The sequence below is a fragment of the Bradyrhizobium sp. 197 genome, from assembly GCF_023073375.1.
Taxonomy (GTDB): domain Bacteria; phylum Pseudomonadota; class Alphaproteobacteria; order Rhizobiales; family Xanthobacteraceae; genus Bradyrhizobium.
Window position 1 is genome coordinate 460,609 of sequence record NZ_JADPJJ010000092.1, and the last position, 21,945, is coordinate 482,553.

Here is a 21,945-nt window from a genome sequence, read left to right on the forward strand (position 1 = left end):
CCTTCGAGGCTCGCTTCGCGAGCACCTCAGGATGACGGATTTGGAACAGCGCGCGCATCAATCAATCCGCCTTCACAAAGTCCTTGGCGATGATCGCATTCGCATCAAAGCCCTTGTCGGCAAAGCCCTGCTCCTGGAGCCATTTGATCTGGTTGTCGACGTTCTTGACGTCGAGCTTGCCGTCGGGATCGATATAGGCGCAATTGCCGACCACCTGCTCCACCGGCAAATTGGTGTACTTTGCGATGATCTCCAGCAGCGGCTTTGTCTGCTCGTTGATCGGCGCGACGCCGTCCTTCATCGCGGCAAGAATGACGTCGTGATATTCGCGATCGGCCTTTGCTAAAGCGCCGAGCAGCTTCGTCACCAGCACCTTGTTGGTCAGCGTCTTCGGCGAAGCGAACACCGCGCCCAATTGCCAGGGTGTCTCGTCGCCGACCCAGCCGAGAAACTTCGCGCCGCCTTCGTCCATCAGCTTTCGCGCCGTCGAGATCGGCAGCAGTGCTGCATCCACAGTCTCGCCCTTCAGCGCGGCCGCCGCATTCGAGAGCGATTGCAGCGGCACGATCTTCACCTCGGCGAGCTTGAAACCATATTTGTCAGCGAGCAGGCCGAGCGAGTAGTGAAATGAAGAGCCGACCTGCGTCATCGCCACGCGCTTGCCCGCGAGATCCTTCGGCGTCTTCAGCCCGGCGGCATAGGCGTTGTTGCTGGCGAAATAGCCGATCAGGGGATAGCCGGCCTTCTCGCGGCTCATGCCGCCGATCACCTTCACCACGCCCTTGCCGGCGAGATTGTAGAGACCAGCCGTGAAGGCGGTGACGCCGAAATCGATGTCGCCGGAGGTGGTGGCCACCGCGATCGGCTGCGCCGCATCGAAGAATTTCAGCTCGACGTCGAGGCCGGCCTCGCGGAAATAGCCCTTGTCCTGCGCGATGAAGACGGGCGCGGAGGACGACAGGCGGAGCACGCCGATCCTGGCCTTAAGCGCGTCCTCGGCCCGGGCCGTGCCCATCGCTGTGATCGCCACCAGGCTAGCTAGCGCGAGCCGCACAATCCCGATCATCCCGTTTCCTCCAGTGGTTCTTTTGGTCGTACTCTTGGTCGTTTTTGCAGCCCGTCAGAGCCCTTCGGGCACGGGCTGGTCCCGGCCGATGAAGGCGCCCTGTTGTTTCAACGTTTCCTGCAGCTTTTCAACCGGGATGTCACGCGGGATCCGGTTTCCGGACAGCGCCAGCGCCGCGGCGGAACCGGCCGCCTCCCCCATCACGAAACAGGCACCGGAGACCCGGGCCGCGGACTGGCCCTCATGGGTCATCGAGGCGCAGCGGCCGGCGACCAGCAGATTGTCGACACCTTCGGGCACCAGCATACGGTAAGGCAACTCGTTATAGCCGCGCGATTCCGGGATTGGCGGGAAGGTGAAGACGACGTCGCCGGGAACATGGGCCTCGATCGGCCAGCCGTTGACGCCGATGGAATCGTCAAACGAGGCGCAGCCGAGCACGTCCTCGCCGCTGAGCTGGTAGCCGCCGGTGATGCGGCGGGTCTCGCGGATGCCGAGCTGCGGCGGCAAATCGACGATATAGGATTTTTCAAAGCCCGGCACGGTGCGCAGGAATTCGAAGGCGGCGAGCGCCTGCTTGCGGCCTTCGATCTCGCCGCGGGTAAGGTCATCAGGCTCGATGCCGTTGATGGCGTGGCCGTCCTCCCGCGCCACTTGCGTAAAGTTCACCCGCCATTCGATGCCGGACTTCTGCGGGCGCACGATCGCGCTTTTGCGCGGGAATGTGTGCGTGCCGGCGGCGGTGGCCTTCTCCATCAATTGCGGGATGGTCCGCCATGCCTCGCCCGCCTTCTCTGGATCGATGCCGTTGAGACGGAGCATCATCGAGGGGTACATCGGATGGCCGTGTTCGTCGCCGAATTCGAACGGCACGCCGGCCCAGACCGCGAGATCGCCGTCCCCCGAGCAATCAATGAAAATCTCTGATCGCACCGCCTGCCGGCCCGCCTTGGTCTCGACCATCAGTGCGTCGATGCGGCTGTTATCGCCCATCACCACGCCGGCACCAAGCGCGTGGAAGAGGATGTGCACCTTGTGGCTGGCGAGCAGTTGGTCGGCCGCGATCTTGTAGGCGGCGGTGTCGTAAGCCTGGGCGAAGACCTTGCCGAGAATCAGATGCGGTGCGTTGAGGCCTTTCAAATGATCGATCCGCGCCAGCAGCTCGGACGCCATGCCCTGTACCAGCCTGTGGGCCTGGCCGTAGACATTGCCGTGCAAACCACAAAAATTGGTGACGCCTGCGGCGGTGCCCATGCCGCCAAGGAAGCCGTAACGCTCGATCAAGAGCGTCTTCCGCCCCGCGCGCGCCGCCGATGCCGCCGCCACGATGCCGGCCGGACCGCCGCCGAGCACGACCACTTCATATTCGCCGTAGAGCGGCACCTGGCGTGCCGGTTCTTCGATCGTCATGACCTGCATGGCGCGTCCTGCTCCCAAAATCTCTTGCTTGGGCCGGACTATGAATTAACGCGGGCCGGGCTACAATCTGCCAAAATAAGCGATCACCGTTCTCGAATCGCGAAAGGCCGGAGATGGACATCCTGGTAAACCTTCAGGCGTTCCTCGCCACCGCGGACGCGGCCGGATTTTCCGCCGCGGCAAGAAAGCTCAATGTCGCGACTTCGGTGGTCGCGAAGCGGGTCACCCAATTGGAGACGCGGATCGGCACGCCGCTGTTTCATCGCTCGACGCGTCAATTGCGCCTGACCGCGGCTGGCCAAGAATATGTCCACCGGGCGCGCAGCGTGGTCGCCGATGTCGGCGATCTCCTGTCGCGCATGGGCGAGAAGGGCCATGATCTTATCGATCATTTGCGTATCAAGGCACCGACATCGCTGACCATCGCCCGGCTTGCCGATGTGTTCAGCGCGTTCCAGACCCAAAACCCGAAGCTGAAACTCGAAATCGTCCTGATCGACCGTCCCGTCGATCCGGTGACTGAAGGCTTCGACATCGCCATCGGCGCCTTCCCGCACTCCTTCGGCGGCGTAGTGGACGAGCCCTTGTGTGCACTGAAGCGGCTGCTCTGTGCTTCACCTGCCTATCTGAAGAAACACGGAACGCCAAAGCATCCGCGCGATCTCGTCGAGCATCGCTGCCTCAGCTTTCTGCCGACGGGGCCGGAGTGGATTTTTGACGGCCCGCGCGGCCGCATCAGCATCCAGGTCAGCCCGCTGCTCTCCTCCAACGAGGGCCATGTGCTGGCGCGCAGCGCGATCGCGGGCAACGGCATCGCGTTGATGTCGCATTATCTCGTCGCGGACGCGTTACGCGACGGCACGCTCAAACCGGTGCTGCGCGACTTTCCGATCCCGGAATTGTGGGTGAAGGCCGCAATCCCCGAGCGGCGGCGCAATGCGGCCGCGGTGCAGGCGCTGCTCACACTGCTAAAAACGTCCCTCGCGACGTCGTTATGAGAAGTTGCGCCAAGTGCGCGAGGCCGTAGCGCGTATGAGCGATATGCGGGTCCCTTTTGGCATTGCCGGATGTCGCTTCACTCATCAGGGCTACATTCCACATCCACAGCAACTGCCGTGGCTGCTGAGCTCACCTCGTTCCGCCGCCCCAATTCCCCGCCCGCTTCTCCACGAACGACGCCAGCCCCTCCGCGGCTTCCGCGCTCTGTCGCTTCAGCGAATGCAGATGCACGAGCCGCGTGTAGGCCGCGTCGTCCACCGCCATGCCACCAAACGAGCTCTCCAGCGCCAGCCGCTTGGTCTCGGCCATCGCTTCAGGTCCATTGGCAAGCAACTGCTCGACCACCTTGGCGCCGGCGGCGTCGAGATCGGCGAGCGGCACGACCTCGTGGACGAGGCCGATGCGGCGGGCATCCTCAGCGCCGAAACGTTCGCCTGTCAGCGCGTAGCGGCGGACTTGCCGTACACCAATGGCATCGCAGAGCTGTGGGATGATGATGGCCGCGGTCAGGCCCCAGCGCACCTCGGTGATCGAGAACAAGGCGTTGTCCGCCGCGATCACGACGTCGCAAGCTGCGATCACGCCAGTACCGCCGCCAAAGCAGCCGCCCTGCACCAGCGCGACCGTCGGAATCGGCAGCGTGTTGAGCCGCTGCACGGCCTCGAAGGTCGCACGCGACGCCGCCTCGTTAGCCTCGGTCGATTGCGGCCGCACGCCGTTGATCCATTTGAGATCGGCGCCGGCCTGGAAATGCTTGCCATTGCCCCGGAGCACGACGGCGCGAAGGTTGGGCTTGCTGCCGAGATCGTCCATGGCCGCAAGCACACCTGCGATCAATGCGCCGTCATAGGCATTGTTCACCTCGGGCCGGTTCAACGTGACGGTCGCAACCCCACGCGTATCCAGGGTCCACAGGACGGGGCTGTCAGTCATCGGCGTTCCTCCGGTCGTTTGTTTGCCCTGCACTATGACCGACGCTGCTCGTTCCGATCCATATCTTTCCGGCGTAGGGCAGCCGCGTCCATCGCATGGCGGCTTGTGTCATGCTGCCGCCGGGCGGCATTCAAGGGACCAGGGACGGGACATCACACCATGCGCATCTGCATTTTCGGCGCGGGCGCCGTCGGCAGCCATATCGCGGTCAGGCTGGCGCGCGCCGGCCATGAGGTCTCGTGCGTGATGCGCGGCGCCCATCTGGAGGCGGTCCGCGCCAATGGCCTCAAGCTGCGCGTCGGCGATTCCGAGGTCTCCGCCAAGGTGAACGCCTCCGGCGATCCGGCCCAGCTCGGCCCCCAGGACGTCGTGATCTCGACGCTCAAGGCAACCGCGCTCCAGGGGCTGGTCGCCAGCATCAAGCCGCTGCTCCAGGACGACACCGCGATCGTTTTTGCGCAGAACGGCATTCCCTGGTGGTACGGGATCGGCCTGCCGCCGCGGCATCCGACACCGCCCGACATTTCCTTCCTCGACCCCGGCGGGCGCTTGCGCGCATGCATTCCGAAAGAGCGGATCGTCGGCGGCGTCGTCTTCTCCTCCAACGAGGTGACCGCGCCCGGCGTGGTGCACAACCTCACCCCGGACCGCAACCGCCTGCTGATCGGCGAATGCGACGACCGCAATTGCGAGCGCATCACGACGCTCCGCGGCGTCTTCAGCGACGCACGGCTGGAATCGCCGGCGGTCGCCGATATTCGCGAAGCGATCTGGTCAAAGCTGCTGACCAATATGTCGCTGTCGGTACTGTGCCTGCTCACAGGTCAGACCGCGCGCGGCGTGCGCGACGATCCTGCGTTCGCCGACGTCATTCCGCGGATGCTGAACGAGGCCAACGATATCGCGCAACACTTCATTCCCGAGGTCAAGCGCGTGAGCCGCAGCGGCCCCGCACCCAATCACAAGCCGTCGCTGCTGCAGGATTACGAGCTCGGCCGCGCCATGGAGATCGACGTCCTGGTGAAAGCGCCCGCCGCTTTCGCACGCACCGCCGGCCTGTCGACGCCGACGCTTGACCTGATCGCTGCGCTCGCGATCCAGAAGGCGCGCGACAAGGGGCTTTATTCGGCGTGAGCTTCAGGCGAGCTCGTCGATCCAGCCCGCGAGCGTAGCAAGCACCTCTGTCAGTGCCTCATCGTTGCTGCGGCCGGACTTTTTCAACACCGCGAAGGAGTGATCGCCGCCTTCGACCTCATGCAGCGTCGCCTTTGGGCTGAGCGCCTTGATGACGGGCTTGAGATGGCCGGGATCGGCAAGCTTGTCGCGCGTGCCTTGCAGGAACAGCATGGGAATTGCGATGCCGGCGAGGTGCTCGGCACGCTCGGTCGATGGTTTGCCGTCGGCGTGCAGGGGGAAGCCGAGGAAGGCGAGCCCTTTGACATCAGGCAATAGAGCCTTCGATTGCGCCTGCGACGTCATGCGCCCGCCGAACGATTTTCCACCCGCGACGAGCGTCACGCCGGGGCACAGCCCCGCCGCCTGCTCGACCGCCGCGCGGACGGTGGCGTGCGCGACCGCCGGCTGGTCGGGACGCCCCTGTTTCTTCTCCATGTAAGGAAAATTGAAGCGAAACGTCGCGATGCCGCGCTCGGCAAGGCCGGCGGCGACTTTCCCCATGAAGGAATGCCGCATATCCGCGCCCGCACCATGGGCCAGCACGTAACAGGCGCGCGCATTGTCCGGCTGCGTCAGGATCGCCGAGACCGTGCCGATGCGCTCGATGTCGAGCTTGAGCTCTTGAGTTTTGACAGCCACAATCAGACATCCCGACAGACGCTAATCCGGCCGCCTTGGTAGCGTCACCGGCGCAGCCTGAAAACACAATAATTGCCACGGCCGCCCGGCCTACCAAGCCGGAAAGCCGCATTGACCGAGGTGACCATGTCCTACCGCTCCTCCTGGATGACCGAAGAGCTCGAAATCTTCCGCGACCAGTTCCGGAAATATCTTGCCAAGGACCTGGCCCCGCATGCCGAAAAATGGCGCGAGCAGAAGATGGTCGACCGCTTTGCCTGGCGCGGGCTCGGCGAGATGGGCGCGCTGCTGGCAAGCGTGCCGGAAGAATATGGCGGCCTTGGTGCCACCTTCGCCTATGATGCCGCCGTGCTCGACGACCTCGAAAGCACGGTGCCGGAGCTGACGACCGGCGTCTCCGTGCATAGCGCCATCGTCGCGCACTACATCCTCAATTACGGATCCGAGGAGCAGAAGAAGCGCTGGCTGCCGAAGATGGCTTCCGGCGAGATGATCGGCGCCATCGCCATGACCGAGCCCGGCACCGGCTCGGATCTCCAGGCCGTGAAGACCACGGCCAGGAAGCAGGGCAATTCCTACGTCATCAACGGCCAGAAGACTTTTATTACCAACGGCCAGGCCGCCGATCTCGTCGTCGTGGTCGCGCGCACCGGCGATGTCGGCGCCAAGGGCATCTCGCTGATCGTGGTCGAGACCGCGGGCGCGGATGGTTACAAGCGCGGGCGCAACCTCGACAAGATCGGCCTGCATGCCTCCGACACGTCCGAGCTGTTCTTCGACAACGTCATCGTGCCGCCGGAAAACCTGCTCGGCGGCGAGGAAGGCCAGGGCTTTGTCCAGTTGATGCAGCAATTGCCGCAGGAACGCCTCGCACTCGCGGTCGGCGCAGTCGCCGCGATGGAGCGTGCGATAAAACTCACCGTCGATTACACCAAGGAGCGGAAAGCGTTCGGCAAGCCGCTGATGGAGTTCCAGAACACCGCCTTCACGCTCGCCGAGCGCAAGACCGAAGCAATGATCGCGCGCGTCTTCGTCGACTGGTGCATCGAGCGCCTGGTCGCAAAGGATCTCGACACCGTCACGGCGTCGATGGCGAAATACTGGTGCTCGGACAAGCAGGTCCAGACCGCCGACGAATGCCTGCAGCTGTTCGGCGGCTACGGCTACATGCAGGAATACCCGATCTCGCGCATCTTCATCGATTCCCGCATCCAGAAGATCTATGGCGGCACCAACGAGATCATGAAGCTGTTGATCGCCAGGTCGCTGTGATCAGGTCGCTGTAATCAGGTCGCTGTGAGCGGCTACTTGATCCACTCGTCGGCCACGACAGCTTGCCCTCGAAGATGACCTGCCCGGACATGACGTATCCTGCTCGATCGCAACGAGTTCAAATTTACGAGACAACCCGTCATTGCAAGATGCGGCACCAGACCATACGCTGCGTGCGACGGGGCAATCACCATCTGGTTTCGTTTGCGTCACGTCAGGAGACAAGCGAATGGTTCACCTCTCGCGCCGCAAACTCCTCCAGCTTGCTGCTGTTTCGCCGTCTGCCCTTTCCGCCGCCTGGACGTCACCGGCATCAGCCGCTGCCGGCCCCAAGACCCTCATTGCTGTGATGCAATCGGACCTTCGCGTCACCGATCCCGGATTTACGACAGCCATCATCACCCGCGACCATGGCTATATGGTCTACGACACCCTGCTCGGCATCGATGTCACCTTCAAGGTGCGGCCGCAGATGGCCGACTGGACGGTGTCCGCGGACAAGCTGACATACACCTTTACCTTGCGCGAGGGCCTGAAATGGCATGACGGAGCGCCTGTGACGGCGGAGGATTGCGTCGCCTCGCTGAAGCGCTGGGGCACGAGCGTCGACGGCATGGCGCGCAAGCTGATGGACTTCACGGCAGGCATCGAAGCCGCAGACGCCAAAACGATCGTCTTCAAGCTGAAGGAGCCCTATGGCCTCGTGCTCGAGACGATCGCCAAGCCATCGGCGATCTGCGCCTTCATGATGCCCAAGCGGCTTGCCGAAACCCCGATCAGCAAGCAAATTCCGGAGCAGATCGGCTCCGGTCCGTTCAGGTTCGTGGCTGCCGAATTCCAGCCCGGCGTGAAAGCTGTTTACGAAAAGAACACCGACTATGTGCCGCGCAAGGAACCCGCCGAATGGACATCGGGCGGCAAGGTGGTCAAGGTCGACCGTGTCGAGTGGCTGACGACGCCGGACTCGCAGACCGCGCTCAACGCGCTGCAATCCGGTGACGTCGATTTCCTTGAAACGCCGCCATTCGATATGCTGCCCGCGCTGGAGTCGAATCCGGACATCAACGTGGCAATCCTGAACAAGTTCGGCTTCCAATCGTTCGGCCGGATGAACTTCCTGCATCCGCCGTTCAATAATGTGAAGATCCGCCGCGCCGCGATGCTCGCGATCAACCAGAAGGACGTGCTCGACGCACAGATCGGCAATCCCAAATACTACAAACTCTGCGGCGCATTCTTTATCTGCGATACGCCGCTGGGCAGCGACGAAGGCGGCGAGACCCTGGTCAAGGGCAACGGCATGGCGGACGCCAGGAAGGCCTTGGCCGAATCCGGTTATGACGGCACGCCGGTGGTGATCCTGGCCCCAACCGACCAGATCCTGCTGAAAGCGCAGCCGGTCATGGTCGCACAGCTCCTGCGCGAGGCGGGCTTCAAAGTCGACGTTCAGGCGATGGACTGGCAGACCGTGGTCACCCGCCGCGCCAACCAGAAATCCCCGAAGGAAGGCGGCTGGAACATGTTCTTCACCTACCAGGGCGCCGCCGACTCGATGAACCCGCTCGTCAACATCGCGATCGTCGGCAAGGGCACGGAGGGCGGCTGGTTCGGCTGGTCCGAGGATCCCAAGCTCGAGCAGCTGCGCGACGCTTTTGCCCGCGCCACCTCACCGGAAGAGCAGAAGAAGATCGCGCTCGACGTGCAGAAGGAAGCTTATGATCAGGTGATCTACGTCCCGCTCGGCCAGTTCCAGGCGCCGAGCGCATGGCGCAAATCACTGACCGGCGTGATCGACGGCCCGGCAACGCCGATGTTCTGGAATGTCGACAAGAACGAGTAGGCTGACGGCCTCACGAAGCTCTAGTTCGGATGCCACCAGCGGCCGCCGATGACAACGCCTTCGGACACGATCTTGCGATCGCCGATCAGGTGCTCGCCGACGACGTCCTCATAGTCGAACTGGCCTTCTTTGACCGAGATCAGCGTGGCGTCGCCGACACTGCCGGGCTTAAGGCTGCCGAGCTCGGGGCGCCGCAGCGCCATCGCAGCATTGACCGTGGAGGTTGCGATGACATCGGACAGTGGCATGCCCATGCACAAAAATTTCGACAGGGTCGTCACCTGGTCGAAGGCCGGCCCGTCGATGCAGAGCTGATGGATGTCGGAGGAGATGGTGTCCGGATAGAAGCCGTTGGCGAGCATGGCGCGCGCGGTCTTGAACGCGAACGAACCCTTGCCGTGGCCGATGTCGAACAGCACGCCGCGCTCGCGTGCGTCGAGCACCGCCCGCTTCACCGTGCCCTGCGCGGTCGCGGGCGTGTTGGGGAAGGGCCGGAACGCATGGGTGAGCACGTCGCCGGGGCGCAGGCGCGCCAGTACCTCCTCGTAGCTCGGCGGCGGATGGTCGATATGCGCCATCAGGGGCATGCCGACCTCGTTCGCGACCTCGAGCGCGATATCGAGCGGCACGACGCCCGACGCGCCCGAGGAGTGCAGGCCCACGCGCACCTTGATGCCGACGATGAGATCGCGGTTGGCATCGGCCACCTTGGCCGCCTCGATCGGATTCATCAGCCGCAGTTCTTCGCTCTCGCCGACCATGATCCGGTGCGAGAAGCCGAAGATGCCGGCATGCGAGACGTGCAGATAAGCGAGAATGCGAACCTGGCTCGGCTCGATCACGTGCTTGCGGAAGCCCGCGAAATTGCCGGGCCCCGCGCTGCCGGTATCGACCGCGGTGGTGACGCCGGACAGGCGGCAAAATTCCTCGGCGTCGATGCCAAGCGAGGTGCCGCCCCAATAGACATGGGTGTGGAGATCGATCAGCCCCGGCGTCACGATGTAGTGAGACACGTCGCGCACATCCGTGCCCGGATCCGCCTTGAGGGCGCTGCCGACCGCGGCCACCTTGCCGCCCGCAAAGGCCACGTCCATCACGGCGTCGAGCTTTTGCGAGGGGTCAACGACGCGTCCGCCGCGCAGGATCAAATCGAAAGGCATCATTGTCTCCGGATATGGCAGCGAGGCGGGGCCGGCAATCAGCCCGGGCAAGGAAGGAAGCTTCGCGCTTCTAGCAATTTTTGCGCCGACGAGCGTGGCAAACGCAGCGATTGCTCATTGAGAAACTGGCGATCCCGGGAAGACTCGAACTTCCGACCTACGGTTTAGGAAACCGTCGCTCTATCCGGCTGAGCTACGGGACCGCGGAACCCGCGGGACGGGTTCGGCCCCCTCATAGCAGAGCAGGATGCGGTTCGCCAGCCGCAAGGCGGGCCAGATCAGCGTCAACCTGAACGGGACGGCTGTACAATCGCCTCCAGATCCCACTCGGCGGAGTAGCCCACATGATCGAAAGCATCAGCGCCATCACGCTCGGCACGCATGACATGGGGTGCGCCGTGCAGTTCTATCGTTCGCTGGGGTTCGAACTGCTATATGGCGGCGAGGCCGCTGCATTCACAAGCTTTCGCGCCGGCACCAGCTATCTCAACTTGACTGCGCAGCCGGAAGACAAGCACTGGTCCTGGTGGGGCCGCGTCATCTTCTACGTCGCCGATGTCGACGGGGCCTACGCGCGCGCACGCGCCGCCGGGTGGCAGCCGTCGACCGCGCCGCGCGATGCAGAATGGGGTGAGCGCTACTTCCATCTCACCGACCCCGACGGCCATGAGCTCAGTTTCGCGCGACCGTTGTCCGGACCGCATAAGTCACATCCGCTGACGTTCCCAACGCGCGAGTAGCGCCGTCTCAGCCACCGTGGCAAACTCGGCGCGGTTTCCTCAAGCGAGAATTGTATCTGGGTTCTAACCAGGGAGGACGACCATGGTAACCTATGTCGTGCTGGGGAACTTCACTGATCAGGGAGTCCGCAACGTCAAGGACTCGCCGAAGCGGGTCGACGCTTTCAAGGAAATGGCCAAAACGTTCGGCGTGACCGTGAAAGAGATCGTCTGGACGCAGGGACGATATGACGTTGTGACCGTTCTCGAGGCTCCAGATGAGGCTGCCGCAATGTCGCTCAGCCTTAGTCTCAGCGCGCTTGGCAATGTCCGCACCGAAACGCTGCGCGCGTTTTCGGCAGCAGATATGACAAAGATCGTTGGCAAGATGCTCTGACGTTCAAGCCCGCGCCAGCGCACCGGACCTGGGATGGCAATCCCGGGAAGGGGCCTCTTACGCTTTGATATTGTTGTCCCGCACCACCTTGCCCCAATAGGCGACCTGCTTGTCGAAGAAGGTCTTGAACGCAGGACCGTCCTCGAGCAGCAGCGTCATCTGCTGCGTCTCCTTGAGCTGCGCCGCGGTCGCGGGCTCGCTCAGGATCTCCCTGGACGCCGTCGCGAGGGCTGCGACGATGTCAGGCGGCGTACCCGTGGGCGCGAAGATGCCCCACCATGCCAGCGTTTCGAAATCCGGAAAGCCCGCCTCGATCGCGGTCGGCGTATCCGGCAGGCCCGGCAGCCGCTCGCGGCCGAGTTGCAGGATCGGACGCAGCATGTTGGTGCCGAGCTGGGCTGCGACCAGCGCCGCCGATCCCGCGATCAGATCGACATGGCCGCCGAGCACGTCGTTCATCGCGGGGCCACCGCCGCGATAGGGCACGTGCATGATCTCGACGCCGGCCTTGTTGCCGAGCACGGTCATGGCGAGATGGCCGAGCGTGCCGATGCCGACGGAGGCATATTTGACCGCGCCGGGCGTCGCCTTGCAGGCCGCCACCACGTCGGCAAAGCTCTTGTAGGGACGGCCCGCACCGGCCGCGATCACGTAGGGCGCGGTGCCGACCAGCAACACCGGCATCAGCTCGCGCTCGACATCGACGGGCGGCTTGTCGAGGATCGACGGGATCACCGCGTGAGAATCGAAGGTGACCAGGAACGTGGAGCCGTCAGGCGGGCTCTTGGCGACCTGCGCAGCGCCGAGCGCGCCAGCGGCGCCCGACTTGTTCTCGACAATGATGATGCGATTGAGCTTGGTTTGCAGATGGCTCTGGAGCAGCCGCGCCATCGCATCGGTCGATCCGCCCGGCGGAAACGGCACCACCAGCGTGATTTTTGAGGCCTGTGCGCTTGCCGGTGCCATCGCGAGGATGGCGGGCGCAGCCAGCAGCGCCCGTCGTGTGATCGTCATGTTGTCCTCCCTGTTTTGCCTTCGCGCTTTGCTTTTTTTGCTTGCGAGCGCTTTAAGTCGTCCCGAAACCGGACCCCGCTTTTCTGTATTCCGGCCGCGGTGGACTAAAGATGTCCAGCACGCGGGCGCCGTCGGGGCCGGCGCGCATGGTATGCGGCACATTGCCGGGCGTGCGCCAGAAATCGCCCTTCTTCACGGAAATCTCTTCGTCGCCCTGGACGCGGATCGCGGAGCCGTCGAGCAGCACGCCCCATTGCTCCTCGGGATGATGGTGCAGCGTGCCCTGCGCATGCGGCGCCAGCGTCACCACCGACAGCATCGCCTGCTCGCCGGAGAAGATGCGCGTGGTCACCCCTGCCGCGAGCTCGCGAAGCAGCCCGTCGCCGGTATCGTCGAGATTGTGGAATTCCTCTTTCTGGCTCACGCCATCCTCCCCTTCTTTTTTCTCTGATCAGGATTTTCCATACGAGCCCTGATAGCGGCCCTCGCGGATCGCCTTCAGCGTCTCCTCCTCGCGCGCGACCTGGGCCCGCACGGCTTCCAGCAGAGCCGCGGCACCGGCGGCGGGAAACGCCACCACGCCGTCCTCGTCGCCGACCACGATGTCGCCGGGCGAGATCACGCTGCCGCCGATGGTAACAGGCAAATTGATCTCGCCGGGGCCGTTCTTGTAGGGCCCGCGGTGGATCACCGCGCGGGCGTAGCAGGGAAAGTCGTCGGCCGCGAACGCCGCAACGTCGCGGATCGCGCCGTCGATCACATAACCTTCGGCTTTGCGCCACTGCGCGATATTCTTCATGATCTCGCCGACCAGCGCCCGCGTCTCGTCGCCGCCGCCATCGACCACGATGACGTCGCCCGGGCCGACCAGTTCGAGCGCGCGGTGGATGGCGAGATTGTCGCCGGGCCGGGTGCGGACCGTGAAGGCCGTGCCCACCAGCTTGCCGCCGCGATGATAGGGCTTTAGCCCGACGGCACCCGGCAGCCGGGCGAGATTGTCCGAAATGACCGAGGTCGGCGCACCGCGAAAACCCTCGATGATCTCGGCCGGCGGCTTCGGCACAGAGTTCGCAGCGATGGTGACGGTCATGATCGTCAGTCCTTCCCGTGAATTGTCTTACTCGGCGCGCGCCCGCGCCTGCGCCGCCCAAATCCGGAAGGCGCGCCCCTCCTTCATCCACGCCGCGCGCTCATCGCGCAACAGCGTGCGGCGAACTTTACCGGAATCATCGCGCGGCGGGGCGCTGACGATCTCAAAGCTCTCGGGATGCTTGTAGCGGCTCAGCCGGTCTTTCAGAAAATCCGCCATGCCGTCGGCGATGGCCTGACCGTCCGCGGCGCCCTCCGGCTCGATGATGGCGTGTACGCGCTGGCCCAGTTCGGGATCGGGCAATCCCACCACCACGCAGGAGCGCACGCCGGGGCACTCAGAGACCGCGGCCTCGATCTCGGCCGGATAGATGTTGGCACCGCCGCGCAACACCATGTCGGCAAGGCGGTCACCGAGATAGAGGTAGCCTTCCGCGTCCAGCCGGCCGATGTCGCCGAGCGATTCCCAGCCGTCCGCGCGGCGTTTCGGCTCGGCGCCGAGATAGTGATAGGTCGCGTCCTTGCCGTCATTGTTGAGGAAATAAATCTCGCCGCTCTCGCCGGGCGCGACGTCGTTGCCGTCCTCGCCGACGATGCGTAGGCGCGCCATCTCACCGATCTTGCCGACCGAGCCCTTATGCGTCAGCCATTCCGTGCCGGAGATGATGCATGAGCCTTGCCGCTCGGTGCCGCCATAGAGCTCCCAGATCCGCTCAGGCCCGAGCCAGGCAATCCAGTTTTCCTTCAGCCAGGGCGGCATCGGAGCGGCCATGTGGAAGACGGTCTGCAGGCTCGACACATCGTAGGCGTTGCGCACGTGCTCCGGCAGCGCCCAGATCCGGTGCATCATGGTCGGCACGAAATTGACCCATTGCACGCGCTCGCGCGCGATTTGTCGCAGCGCCTCCTCGGCGTCGAACTTGACGAGGCCGGTGAGCTGGCCGCCGGTGAACAGCGCGTAGTGCGACACGATGAACGGCGCGTTGTGGTAGAGCGGGCCGGGATTGAGCAGCGAAACCCCGAAGGGGATATTGAGCGGCGGCGCGGCGACCGTGTCGGTCACCGCCGGCTGGTGATCGAGGATCACCTTCGGCCGGCCGGTCGAGCCACCGCTGGTCATGGCTTTCCAATAGCGCGCCACCGGTGCGGTGAGCGGCTCGTCGGAAAACCCTTCCGGCACGAAATCCGCAGGCAGACGGTTCGGCGCATTCCAGTCGGCTTCGCCGCCGACCACCAGCGCCGGCTTCAGGATGTCGAGCACCGCGGCGGCTTCGCCGCGCGGCAGCCGCCATGACAGCGAGGTCGGCGTCGCGCCGCATTTCCACACTGCAAAAGAAGTCTCGAAGAATGCATTGCCGTTGGGCAATCCGATCGCGACGAAATCACCGGGCTTGACGCCCTTGGCCGCAAACGCCCGTGCGCGCCGGTTGGCGCCGCGCTCGAGCGCGTCCCATGTCAGCGTGTCCTGCCCGTGACGGACGGCGATCGTGCCTTGCGGTTTGCGCTCGGCGTACCAGCGCGGCACATCGGACAGGGGCAGCAGCATCAGGCGTTTCCACTTCGTCTTCTTGGCGTCGCCGAAGAGGCGACCGCAGGATGAAGTGACGCTGTGACTCCTGCGCCACGTCAAGCAAAAAATGTCAGCATCGCAGCCATGAATTTCCCGGGTTCCATGGGTGACAAGCCGGCCATAAAGGGGCAAAAATCCGACCCGACTCAGTTCGGGTTGAGTTTTGCAAGGAATGCTCTCGTAGAATGTCGGACGTAGTTGCATCGCGTCGTGCGGCGCTTGTCTTGGCGGCAGCAGGATTTTTCCTGCTGGCGCCGTCGCATGCCCAGGCACAATGGTGGAAACGCGCGCCTGTTGACTTCGAGGCATGCGCCGACGCCGCCGAGAAAGCCGCGACCAAGACCGAGAAAACCTCCGCGCTCGCCGACTGCAACGCGAAATTCGCCGGCCGGCGCAAGGCCGGCGGCGGCTACTCCTATTACGACTTCCTCCAGGACCGCAGCTTTGACATCGCCGGCCCCAATCCGACGCCGGAGGAGCAGAAGAAGATCGACGAATCCTACACCGCCTATCTCGCCACTCAGCGCCGCAGCAATGAAGCCGCCCAGGCCGTCGCGCGCCAGCAGCGCGAGCAGCAGGAACAACAGGCGCAACAGCTCCAACGGGTCGCGCTACAAACCGAGGTCGAGCGTGTGCCTGTGCCGGTCGAGCGGCCGAAAGTGCAGCAGGCCGCCATCGGCGACGCACGGCCGCGGCCGAAGGGCGCGCCCTGCACCAAGGGCTCGTTCTCCTGCGAATGGCCGCGGCTGTCGGATGGATTGAATGATCTGAAGAAGCTGTTCAGCCCGACGCCGAGCAAGCCCGCGAAGAAGGGCTGAGCTAGCCACAGCCGTCATTGGATGGAGATCCGTCTCCCAGCCTCAGTTCGTCCGCTTCGTCTTGCCGCGCTTCGGCTTGACCACCGGTGCGGTTGCTGCGGGTGAACTACCCAACTGTGAACGGCTCTCCTTCAGGCGCGCGTCATAGCCGGGCGAATTCGTGACGGTCGGTGGCCTTGCCTGGGCAAACGTGGAAGCTGCGCAGAGGGCGGCCAGTGCGACCCCGATCGTCAAATAGCGTTTCATCGCAATTCTCCCGTCGGCCGGCGTGAGCTCATGCAACGCCGTGGATCTGCTGCGGCGTCAAGCGCGGCGGGCCCTTGCCCGCGGCCTCAGCCTCGTTGATCAGCGCAACAATGCGGCGCGACAGCGGCACGTCGATGCTGTTCTGTTCGGCGAGCGCGATGATCGCGCCCTGGAGATAGTCGATCTCGGTCTTGCGGCCCTGCTTCAGATCCTGCCACATCGAGGAACGCGCCTCGGGATCGATCTTCATCGTCCTTCCCAGGATCAGGTTGAAGATCGGATCAGGCAGTCTCAGCAAGGTCGGCGTCCAGGACGACGGGATCGGCGTCGCCGAGACCGGAGTGATGCCGGCGGCTTTCATCGCCGTCAGCCCCTCCGCCATCTGATCGGCGAACAACCTTCGCCAGTCGCGGTTCGCCAGTTGCGCGGCGAGCGGCATATCGGACAAGGCGCTGAGCGCATTGTTCAAATTGATGATCAGCTTGCCCCATTGCACGCCTGTGATGTCGCGGCTCACGTGCATGACGAGCCCCGGCGCCGACAGCGCTGCGGCCGTGTTCGCCTCGTCTTCGCCAACATGAATGTCGCCGGAGGTCGAGCGGTGGAAGCGGCCCTCGCCCATGCCGATCACGTTGAAAGGCACCATCCCGGCGATCACGCGGCGGCCGCCGAGGCGATCGCGCAGCACCGCGACATTGCCGACGCCGTTTTGCAGCGAGACGATGACGGCATCCTGCGGCGCATGCTGCGCGATCTGCTCCGCGATACCGGCCGTGTCGGCGCTCTTCACCGTGACCAGCACGATACCGGCGCGGTGGAAGATCGCGGGATCTTCCGACAGCACAAGTTGGCCGGGGTCGAGCTTCTTCTCGGAGCCGTCGAAATCGGTCAGCCGCAGGCCGAACCGCTCGATCTCGGCCTTCACCCGCGGCCGCACCAGCAGCGCGACGCGGCGGCCGCCAGCCGTCAGCATGCCGCCGACGAAACATCCGATGGCGCCCGCGCCGGCCACCACGATCGGTCGATCCGTCATCACCTCGCCTTGCTCCCCGAATGGCCGGCCTTCGATAGCAGAGGCGAGGCCGGCTGCCCATCGCGCCGCATCCGCCTTGTAACCGTCATGAGAGCCTCATATGTTTTTGCCCGGGGGCCTATCAGCGGCGAGAGCTCGCCGACGAGAATGCCAAAGGAGAGCATCATGGGTCTACTCGACGTCCTCAACGGCATGCAGAACGGCCCGCGCGGCCCCAGCACGCCAAGCTCTGAGAAGTCCTCGGGCGGCATGTCGCCGATGACCATGGCGCTCCTTGGCCTGCTCGCCTGGAAGGCGTTCAAGCACGTGACCGCGGGCCAGCCCGGCGCGGCACCGCAGCAGTCCCCGACGCCGACGCACCTGCCCCCGCCGGTGAATGCGGGTGCCGGCCGCGGTCTCGGAGGCGTGCCTGGCGAAGGCGGCGGCCTCAGTGACCTGCTCAAGGGCGGCCTTGGCGGCCTGCTCGCGGGTGGCGCGGCCGGCAGCGTGCTCAGCGGCGGTCTCGGCGATCTCCTCAACCAGCTTCAGCAGGGCGGCCACGGCGAGGCCGCCAATACCTGGGTCGGCAAGGGCGAGAACAAGGCGATCGCGCCCGGCGATCTCGCCAACGCGCTCGGCGCCGACCAGATCGAGAGCCTGTCCGCCCAGAGCGGCCTGTCGCGCGACGAGCTGCTCTCCGGCCTCAGCCAGTATCTGCCGAAGGTGATCGACCATCTGACGCCGGACGGACGGCTGCCGACCGAGAACGAGATCTCGGGCAGAATCTGATTTGAGTCAAAACGAGGGGAGCACGGACATGAGCATGGGTGGCTTGTTGTGGATCATCGTCGTCGGCTTCATCGCCGGCCTCATCGCGCGCTGGCTGGCGCCGGGACCGAACAACCCGAGCGGCTTCATCCTCACCACCATCCTCGGCATCGTCGGCGCATTTCTCGCGACCTTCGTCGGCCAGGCGATCGGACACTACAGTCCCGACCAGGGCGCCGGATTCATCATGGCCACCATCGGCGCGGTGGTGGTGCTGTTCATCTGGCACCGACTGGTCGCGAGTGGCGTGATCAAGGGGTAGCCCGCCGTCGCTTTGCAGCGTGGCCTGCCAAGAAATTCGGTGTCGTCCCGGCGAAGGCCGGGACCCATAGCCACCGAATTTGGTTTGGCGAAGATCGGTAGTTGCCGATTTCGAACGACAACCACGGCCTGTGGTTATGGGTCCCGCCTGCGCCGGGACGACGGTTGTGTTTGCCGCGCTAGCGGAGCGAGCTCACGTAATCAAATGCATCCCCGCATCCATGCGCACGACCTCGCCGGTCATGTTGCTGGAGGCCGGCATCGCCAGGAAGCAGACGAGCTGGGCGATGTCTTCCGCTGATGACGCGACCTTCAGCGGCACCTTCGCCACGACGCTGTCGCGCACCTGCTTGGCCCCCGCCTCGCCGCGGCCCTTGGTGAACCAGGGGGTGTCGATATAACCGGGACACACCGTGTTGACGCGGATCAGCGGCGCCAGCGCGCGCGACAGCGACAACGTCATGGTGTTGAGCGCGCCCTTGCTCGCGGCATAGGCGATCGACGAGCCGACGCCGCTGATGCCGGCGACCGAGGACACGTTGACCACGGCGGACGGCCGCTCCGAGGCTTTCGCGCCGGCCTCGAGCAGGCTGCGTGCCGCACGTACCATCTGGAACGGGCCGATGGTGTTGACGCCGTAGAGGCGCTGGAAATCTTCCGCCGACAATCCATCGAGATCGGCATGGGCGACATGCTTGGTGGTGCCGGCGTTGTTGACGAGCACGTCGAGCCGGCCCCAGCCGCTGGCTGCCGCGACGATCTTGCGGCAATCGTCATCTTTCGAAACGTCGCCCTGCACGACCAGAACTTCCGGCGAGCCCGCCTTGCGGCAAAGCTCCGCGGTCGCCTCCGCTTCCTTCTGGCTCGAGGAATAGTTGATGATGAGCCGCGCCCCGCTCCGTGCGAGAATTTCCGCGGTCGCGGCGCCCAGGCCGGAGGCGGACCCCGTCACGATTGCGCACAAACTGTCCTTTGCCATCCTGATTTCCTTCCAATGTCTTTGATGCAAGCCTGAGGTAGCTGCTTGTTTAGCGAGTTTGCCGCGCCCTGCAAATCAGCAAACTCCGCTAAGCGGAATTAGCTTATCGCCCATGCCCGCGCCGCAGGTTGACCTGCGATCAACGCTTGTCAGGGCCATGGCTTTTTCCGATCATCCGGCGCAAGAAGAACCTGCGCGCCCTGCCCTTTCGGGCCGGATGCGCCAATGGCAAAACACGGGGAACGCTGTGGCGGAGAGTGACAATATCGTCGTCGAGACCGCGGAGAAGATCTTCGCCGATCTCGCCGATCCGCAGACCGTCAACAACGACAAGAAGGATTCGTGGCAGGCACCGCTGTGGCACGCGCTGAGCGAGGCCGGCCTGCCGCTGTCCTGGGTGCCCGACGATCTCGGCGGCTCCGGCGCGAGCCTTGCCGACGGCTTTGCGCTGCTGAACGCCGCCGGCCGTTTCGCAGTCGCGGTTCCCCTGGCCGAGACCATGCTGGCCGGCTGGCTGCTGGCGCAGGCGAAGATTCCATCCCCAGAGGGAGAGATGACGCTGCTGCCGGCCTCGCCGAAGGACCGGATCACACGCGATGCCGACGGCGCGCTCTCCGGCCGCGCCCGCGGCGTTCCCTTTGCGAAAGCGGCAAAGCACTTCGCAGTGCTGGCACACGGCAAGGACGGCGCTGCGATCGCGCTGGTCGATGCGAGCAAGGGGCGGATCGAGACCGGGCTCAATGTCGGCTATGACCACAGCGACACCGTCACGCTCGACAAGGTGCAGCCCGTCACCATCAAGCCCGCCCCGAACGGCTTTGACCAGACCACCTTGATGCTGATGGGCGGCGTCGCGCGCAGCCTTCAGATAGCGGGCGCGCTGGAAGCGATGCTCGACATCTCCGTGCGCTATTCCAACGAGCGCGTCGCCTTCGAGAAGAAGATCTCCAAATTCCAGGCGGTGCAGCACAACCTCGCCCGCCTCGCCGGCGAGTCGGCTGCTGCGCTTGCGGCTGCGACCTCCGCGGCCGACGCCATCGCCAATGCAAAGTCGTTCGACGACGCGGTCTACCTCGAAGCCGCCTCGGCAAAAATCCGTTGCGCCGAAGCCGCGGAAAAGGGCGGCGCCATCGCGCACCAGGTCCATGGTGCGATCGGCTTCACCCTGGAGCACATCCTGCATCGCTACTCGCTGCGGGCGCTGGCCTGGCGCGACGATTTCGGTTCGGAGAGCCATTGGGCCGTCGAGCTCGGCAAGCTGGTCGCAAACCGCGGTGCCGATGAATTGTGGCCGCTCGTGGCTTCGCGCTGATCAGGGACGAGACAACAATGACCGCTGCCCTCCGCTTCGATCCGATCCGCCTGCCTGAAAAATGCGAGCAATTGCGCAAGGAAGTGCGCGCCTTCCTCGCGGAGGAAATCGCCGCCGGCACCTTCGATCCGCACAAGCCGAACCGCGAAGACACCGACGCGCCGGAATTTTCCCGCCGGGTCGGCGCCAAGGGCTGGCTGGGCATGACGTGGCCGAAGAAATATGGCGGCCAGGAGCGCTCGTTCCTCGAACGTTACGTGGTGACCGAGGAAATGCGCGTGGCCAATGCGCCGACACGGCGCTTCTTCGTCGCCGATCGCCAGAGCGGGCCGGTGCTGCTGAAATACGCCCCGGAAAATATCAAGATGGACATCCTGCCGCGCATTTGCCGCGGCGAGATCTGCTTTGCGATCGGCATGAGCGAGCCGAACTCCGGCTCGGACCTGTTCGCCGCGAAGACGCGCGCGACCAAGACCGACGGCGGCTATCTCATCAACGGCACCAAGATCTGGACCTCTTCGGCGCACATCGCCGACTACATGATCGCGATCTTCCGGACGTCGCAGCCGACCAAGGAAAACCGCCGTCACGGCCTGACGCAGTTTCTGGTCAAGATGAAGCAGCCGGGCATCCAGGTGAACCCGATCGGCCAGATCACCGGCCAGTACGAGTTCAACGAGGTCGTCTTCACCGATTTCTTCGTGCCTGAGGATCATGTGCTCGGCGAAGTCGACGGCGCCTGGAAGCAGGCCACATCCGAGTTAGCCTATGAACGCTCGGGCCCCGAGCGTTTTCTGGAGACCTATTACGTGCTGACCGAGCTGGTTCGCGCGGTCGGCCCCAATCCGGACACGCGCAGTGCCGAAGGCATCGGCCGGCTGGTGGCGCAGCTCCACACCATGCGGCGGATGTCGGTCTCGGTTGCCGGCATGTTGCAGGCCGGCAAGGAGCCGGTGGTGGAAGCGTCCATCGTCAAGGACATCGGCACGGTGTGGGAGCAGCAGCTGCCGCACCGCGTGCGCGATCTCGCCGCCTTCGTCGAGGAGACCGCGACCAACCGCGAGACGCTGGAGCGGCAGCTCGACTTCGCCATCAAGACCGCACCGAAACTCACCATCCAGGGCGGCACCACCGAGGTGCTGCGCGGCATCATCGCCCGCGGACTTGGGCTGCGCTAGTCGCGCGGACCTGGTTTG

At 64.5% G+C, this 21,945-nt stretch carries 23 protein-coding genes and 1 tRNA gene; 11 read left to right on the forward strand and 13 right to left on the reverse strand.

Annotation, left to right across the window (positions count from 1 at the left end):
* Positions 1-61: 61 nt before the first annotated feature.
* Complete coding sequence (locus tag IVB27_RS22700; RefSeq protein WP_247445420.1) at positions 62-1,066, reverse strand: ABC transporter substrate-binding protein; 1,005 nt, start codon at positions 1,064-1,066, stop codon at positions 62-64.
* Between the two features lie 54 nt (positions 1,067-1,120).
* Complete coding sequence (locus IVB27_RS22705) at positions 1,121-2,485, reverse strand: FAD-dependent oxidoreductase (protein ID WP_247445421.1); 1,365 nt, start codon at positions 2,483-2,485, stop codon at positions 1,121-1,123.
* A gap of 113 nt (positions 2,486-2,598) precedes the next feature.
* On the opposite strand from IVB27_RS22705, the gene IVB27_RS22710 reads away from it, so the two are divergent.
* Positions 2,599-3,483 carry a LysR family transcriptional regulator gene (locus IVB27_RS22710; protein WP_247348595.1) on the forward strand — a complete coding sequence of 295 codons (885 nt, stop codon included), beginning with the start codon at positions 2,599-2,601 and terminating at the stop codon, positions 3,481-3,483.
* Positions 3,484-3,613: 130 nt separating this feature from the next.
* Here the strand turns inward: IVB27_RS22710 and IVB27_RS22715 are convergent, their stop codons facing one another.
* Positions 3,614-4,417 carry an enoyl-CoA hydratase-related protein gene (locus tag IVB27_RS22715; protein WP_247445422.1) on the reverse strand — a complete coding sequence of 268 codons (804 nt, stop codon included), beginning with the start codon at positions 4,415-4,417 and terminating at the stop codon, positions 3,614-3,616.
* 159 nt (positions 4,418-4,576) lie between these two features.
* On the opposite strand from IVB27_RS22715, the gene IVB27_RS22720 reads away from it, so the two are divergent.
* Positions 4,577-5,551 carry a ketopantoate reductase family protein gene (locus IVB27_RS22720; protein WP_247445424.1) on the forward strand — a complete coding sequence of 325 codons (975 nt, stop codon included), beginning with the start codon at positions 4,577-4,579 and terminating at the stop codon, positions 5,549-5,551.
* 3 nt (positions 5,552-5,554) lie between these two features.
* Here the strand turns inward: IVB27_RS22720 and IVB27_RS22725 are convergent, their stop codons facing one another.
* Positions 5,555-6,232 (reverse strand): alpha/beta hydrolase family protein, encoded by a 678-nt coding sequence (locus IVB27_RS22725; RefSeq protein ID WP_247445425.1) that lies wholly within the window; start codon positions 6,230-6,232, stop codon positions 5,555-5,557.
* Between the two features lie 126 nt (positions 6,233-6,358).
* On the opposite strand from IVB27_RS22725, the gene IVB27_RS22730 reads away from it, so the two are divergent.
* Together IVB27_RS22730 and IVB27_RS22735 are read left to right on the forward strand one after the other, a co-directional pair.
* Positions 6,359-7,504, forward strand: a complete 1,146-nt coding sequence (locus IVB27_RS22730) for an acyl-CoA dehydrogenase family protein (RefSeq protein ID WP_247445474.1) — start codon at positions 6,359-6,361, stop codon at positions 7,502-7,504.
* Positions 7,505-7,733: 229 nt separating this feature from the next.
* Positions 7,734-9,344: an ABC transporter substrate-binding protein gene (locus tag IVB27_RS22735; RefSeq protein ID WP_247445427.1), complete on the forward strand. Its 1,611-nt coding sequence runs from the start codon at positions 7,734-7,736 to the stop codon at positions 9,342-9,344.
* A gap of 20 nt (positions 9,345-9,364) precedes the next feature.
* On the opposite strand, the gene IVB27_RS22740 is transcribed toward IVB27_RS22735, so the two are convergent.
* Together IVB27_RS22740 and IVB27_RS22745 are read right to left on the reverse strand one after the other, a co-directional pair.
* Positions 9,365-10,504: an amidohydrolase/deacetylase family metallohydrolase gene (locus tag IVB27_RS22740; protein ID WP_247445429.1), complete on the reverse strand. Its 1,140-nt coding sequence runs from the start codon at positions 10,502-10,504 to the stop codon at positions 9,365-9,367.
* A 126-nt stretch (positions 10,505-10,630) separates the two neighbouring features.
* Positions 10,631-10,707: transfer RNA gene (locus IVB27_RS22745), tRNA-Arg, on the reverse strand.
* A gap of 141 nt (positions 10,708-10,848) precedes the next feature.
* Here IVB27_RS22745 and IVB27_RS22750 point away from each other — a divergent pair.
* Complete coding sequence (locus tag IVB27_RS22750) at positions 10,849-11,244, forward strand: VOC family protein (RefSeq protein WP_247445430.1); 396 nt, start codon at positions 10,849-10,851, stop codon at positions 11,242-11,244.
* 82 nt (positions 11,245-11,326) lie between these two features.
* Positions 11,327-11,620 (forward strand): GYD domain-containing protein, encoded by a 294-nt coding sequence (locus IVB27_RS22755; RefSeq protein WP_247348584.1) that lies wholly within the window; start codon positions 11,327-11,329, stop codon positions 11,618-11,620.
* Positions 11,621-11,677: 57 nt separating this feature from the next.
* Here IVB27_RS22755 and IVB27_RS22760 read toward each other — a convergent pair whose 3' ends face one another.
* Genes IVB27_RS22760 through IVB27_RS22775 form a run of 4 tightly spaced genes read right to left on the reverse strand, consistent with a single transcriptional unit; the run spans position 11,678 to position 15,269 of the window.
* Positions 11,678-12,634: a tripartite tricarboxylate transporter substrate-binding protein gene (locus IVB27_RS22760; protein WP_247445432.1), complete on the reverse strand. Its 957-nt coding sequence runs from the start codon at positions 12,632-12,634 to the stop codon at positions 11,678-11,680.
* 52 nt (positions 12,635-12,686) lie between these two features.
* Positions 12,687-13,058 (reverse strand): cupin domain-containing protein, encoded by a 372-nt coding sequence (locus IVB27_RS22765; protein WP_247445433.1) that lies wholly within the window; start codon positions 13,056-13,058, stop codon positions 12,687-12,689.
* Between the two features lie 27 nt (positions 13,059-13,085).
* Positions 13,086-13,724, reverse strand: coding sequence for an RraA family protein (locus tag IVB27_RS22770; RefSeq protein WP_247445434.1), 639 nt, complete (start codon positions 13,722-13,724; stop codon positions 13,086-13,088).
* A gap of 27 nt (positions 13,725-13,751) precedes the next feature.
* Positions 13,752-15,269 (reverse strand): AMP-binding protein, encoded by a 1,518-nt coding sequence (locus tag IVB27_RS22775; protein ID WP_247445435.1) that lies wholly within the window; start codon positions 15,267-15,269, stop codon positions 13,752-13,754.
* 209 nt (positions 15,270-15,478) lie between these two features.
* On the opposite strand from IVB27_RS22775, the gene IVB27_RS22780 reads away from it, so the two are divergent.
* Complete coding sequence (locus IVB27_RS22780; RefSeq protein ID WP_247445436.1) at positions 15,479-16,111, forward strand: hypothetical protein; 633 nt, start codon at positions 15,479-15,481, stop codon at positions 16,109-16,111.
* A 42-nt stretch (positions 16,112-16,153) separates the two neighbouring features.
* On the opposite strand, the gene IVB27_RS22785 is transcribed toward IVB27_RS22780, so the two are convergent.
* Positions 16,154-16,357 carry a hypothetical protein gene (locus IVB27_RS22785; RefSeq protein WP_247445437.1) on the reverse strand — a complete coding sequence of 68 codons (204 nt, stop codon included), beginning with the start codon at positions 16,355-16,357 and terminating at the stop codon, positions 16,154-16,156.
* Between the two features lie 28 nt (positions 16,358-16,385).
* Entirely contained in the window at positions 16,386-17,393 is a 1,008-nt protein-coding gene (locus tag IVB27_RS22790; protein ID WP_247445438.1) for a 2-dehydropantoate 2-reductase, read from the reverse strand.
* Between the two features lie 162 nt (positions 17,394-17,555).
* On the opposite strand from IVB27_RS22790, the gene IVB27_RS22795 reads away from it, so the two are divergent.
* Together IVB27_RS22795 and IVB27_RS22800 are read left to right on the forward strand one after the other, a co-directional pair.
* A complete protein-coding gene (locus IVB27_RS22795) occupies positions 17,556-18,158 on the forward strand; it encodes a YidB family protein (protein WP_247445439.1) in 603 nt (200 codons plus the stop codon).
* A gap of 28 nt (positions 18,159-18,186) precedes the next feature.
* Positions 18,187-18,459, forward strand: coding sequence for a GlsB/YeaQ/YmgE family stress response membrane protein (locus tag IVB27_RS22800; RefSeq protein ID WP_247348566.1), 273 nt, complete (start codon positions 18,187-18,189; stop codon positions 18,457-18,459).
* A 192-nt stretch (positions 18,460-18,651) separates the two neighbouring features.
* Here IVB27_RS22800 and IVB27_RS22805 read toward each other — a convergent pair whose 3' ends face one another.
* Positions 18,652-19,437, reverse strand: coding sequence for an SDR family NAD(P)-dependent oxidoreductase (locus IVB27_RS22805; protein ID WP_247445440.1), 786 nt, complete (start codon positions 19,435-19,437; stop codon positions 18,652-18,654).
* Between the two features lie 247 nt (positions 19,438-19,684).
* Between IVB27_RS22805 and IVB27_RS22810 the strand changes: the two genes are divergently transcribed.
* Both IVB27_RS22810 and IVB27_RS22815 read left to right on the forward strand, forming a co-directional pair.
* A complete protein-coding gene (locus tag IVB27_RS22810) occupies positions 19,685-20,749 on the forward strand; it encodes an acyl-CoA dehydrogenase family protein (RefSeq protein WP_247445442.1) in 1,065 nt (354 codons plus the stop codon).
* Between the two features lie 17 nt (positions 20,750-20,766).
* Positions 20,767-21,927, forward strand: coding sequence for an acyl-CoA dehydrogenase family protein (locus tag IVB27_RS22815; RefSeq protein ID WP_247445443.1), 1,161 nt, complete (start codon positions 20,767-20,769; stop codon positions 21,925-21,927).
* Positions 21,928-21,945 lie beyond the last annotated feature (18 nt).

Coding starts and splice junctions, on each gene's coding strand:
- IVB27_RS22750 (WP_247445430.1), top strand. CDS start 10,849: ATGATCGAAAGCATCAGCGCCATCACGCTCGGCACGCATGACATGGGG.
- IVB27_RS22710 (WP_247348595.1), top strand. CDS start 2,599: ATGGACATCCTGGTAAACCTTCAGGCGTTCCTCGCCACCGCGGACGCG.
- IVB27_RS22720 (WP_247445424.1), top strand. CDS start 4,577: ATGCGCATCTGCATTTTCGGCGCGGGCGCCGTCGGCAGCCATATCGCG.
- IVB27_RS22785 (WP_247445437.1), bottom strand. CDS start 16,357: ATGAAACGCTATTTGACGATCGGGGTCGCACTGGCCGCCCTCTGCGCA.
- IVB27_RS22705 (WP_247445421.1), bottom strand. CDS start 2,485: ATGCAGGTCATGACGATCGAAGAACCGGCACGCCAGGTGCCGCTCTAC.
- IVB27_RS22805 (WP_247445440.1), bottom strand. CDS start 19,437: ATGGCAAAGGACAGTTTGTGCGCAATCGTGACGGGGTCCGCCTCCGGC.
- IVB27_RS22815 (WP_247445443.1), top strand. CDS start 20,767: ATGACCGCTGCCCTCCGCTTCGATCCGATCCGCCTGCCTGAAAAATGC.
- IVB27_RS22755 (WP_247348584.1), top strand. CDS start 11,327: ATGGTAACCTATGTCGTGCTGGGGAACTTCACTGATCAGGGAGTCCGC.
- IVB27_RS22735 (WP_247445427.1), top strand. CDS start 7,734: ATGGTTCACCTCTCGCGCCGCAAACTCCTCCAGCTTGCTGCTGTTTCG.
- IVB27_RS22740 (WP_247445429.1), bottom strand. CDS start 10,504: ATGCCTTTCGATTTGATCCTGCGCGGCGGACGCGTCGTTGACCCCTCG.
- IVB27_RS22700 (WP_247445420.1), bottom strand. CDS start 1,066: ATGATCGGGATTGTGCGGCTCGCGCTAGCTAGCCTGGTGGCGATCACA.
- IVB27_RS22760 (WP_247445432.1), bottom strand. CDS start 12,634: ATGACGATCACACGACGGGCGCTGCTGGCTGCGCCCGCCATCCTCGCG.
- IVB27_RS22800 (WP_247348566.1), top strand. CDS start 18,187: ATGAGCATGGGTGGCTTGTTGTGGATCATCGTCGTCGGCTTCATCGCC.
- IVB27_RS22780 (WP_247445436.1), top strand. CDS start 15,479: ATGTCGGACGTAGTTGCATCGCGTCGTGCGGCGCTTGTCTTGGCGGCA.
- IVB27_RS22795 (WP_247445439.1), top strand. CDS start 17,556: ATGGGTCTACTCGACGTCCTCAACGGCATGCAGAACGGCCCGCGCGGC.
- IVB27_RS22770 (WP_247445434.1), bottom strand. CDS start 13,724: ATGACCGTCACCATCGCTGCGAACTCTGTGCCGAAGCCGCCGGCCGAG.
- IVB27_RS22775 (WP_247445435.1), bottom strand. CDS start 15,269: ATGCTGCTGCCCCTGTCCGATGTGCCGCGCTGGTACGCCGAGCGCAAA.
- IVB27_RS22730 (WP_247445474.1), top strand. CDS start 6,359: ATGTCCTACCGCTCCTCCTGGATGACCGAAGAGCTCGAAATCTTCCGC.
- IVB27_RS22715 (WP_247445422.1), bottom strand. CDS start 4,417: ATGACTGACAGCCCCGTCCTGTGGACCCTGGATACGCGTGGGGTTGCG.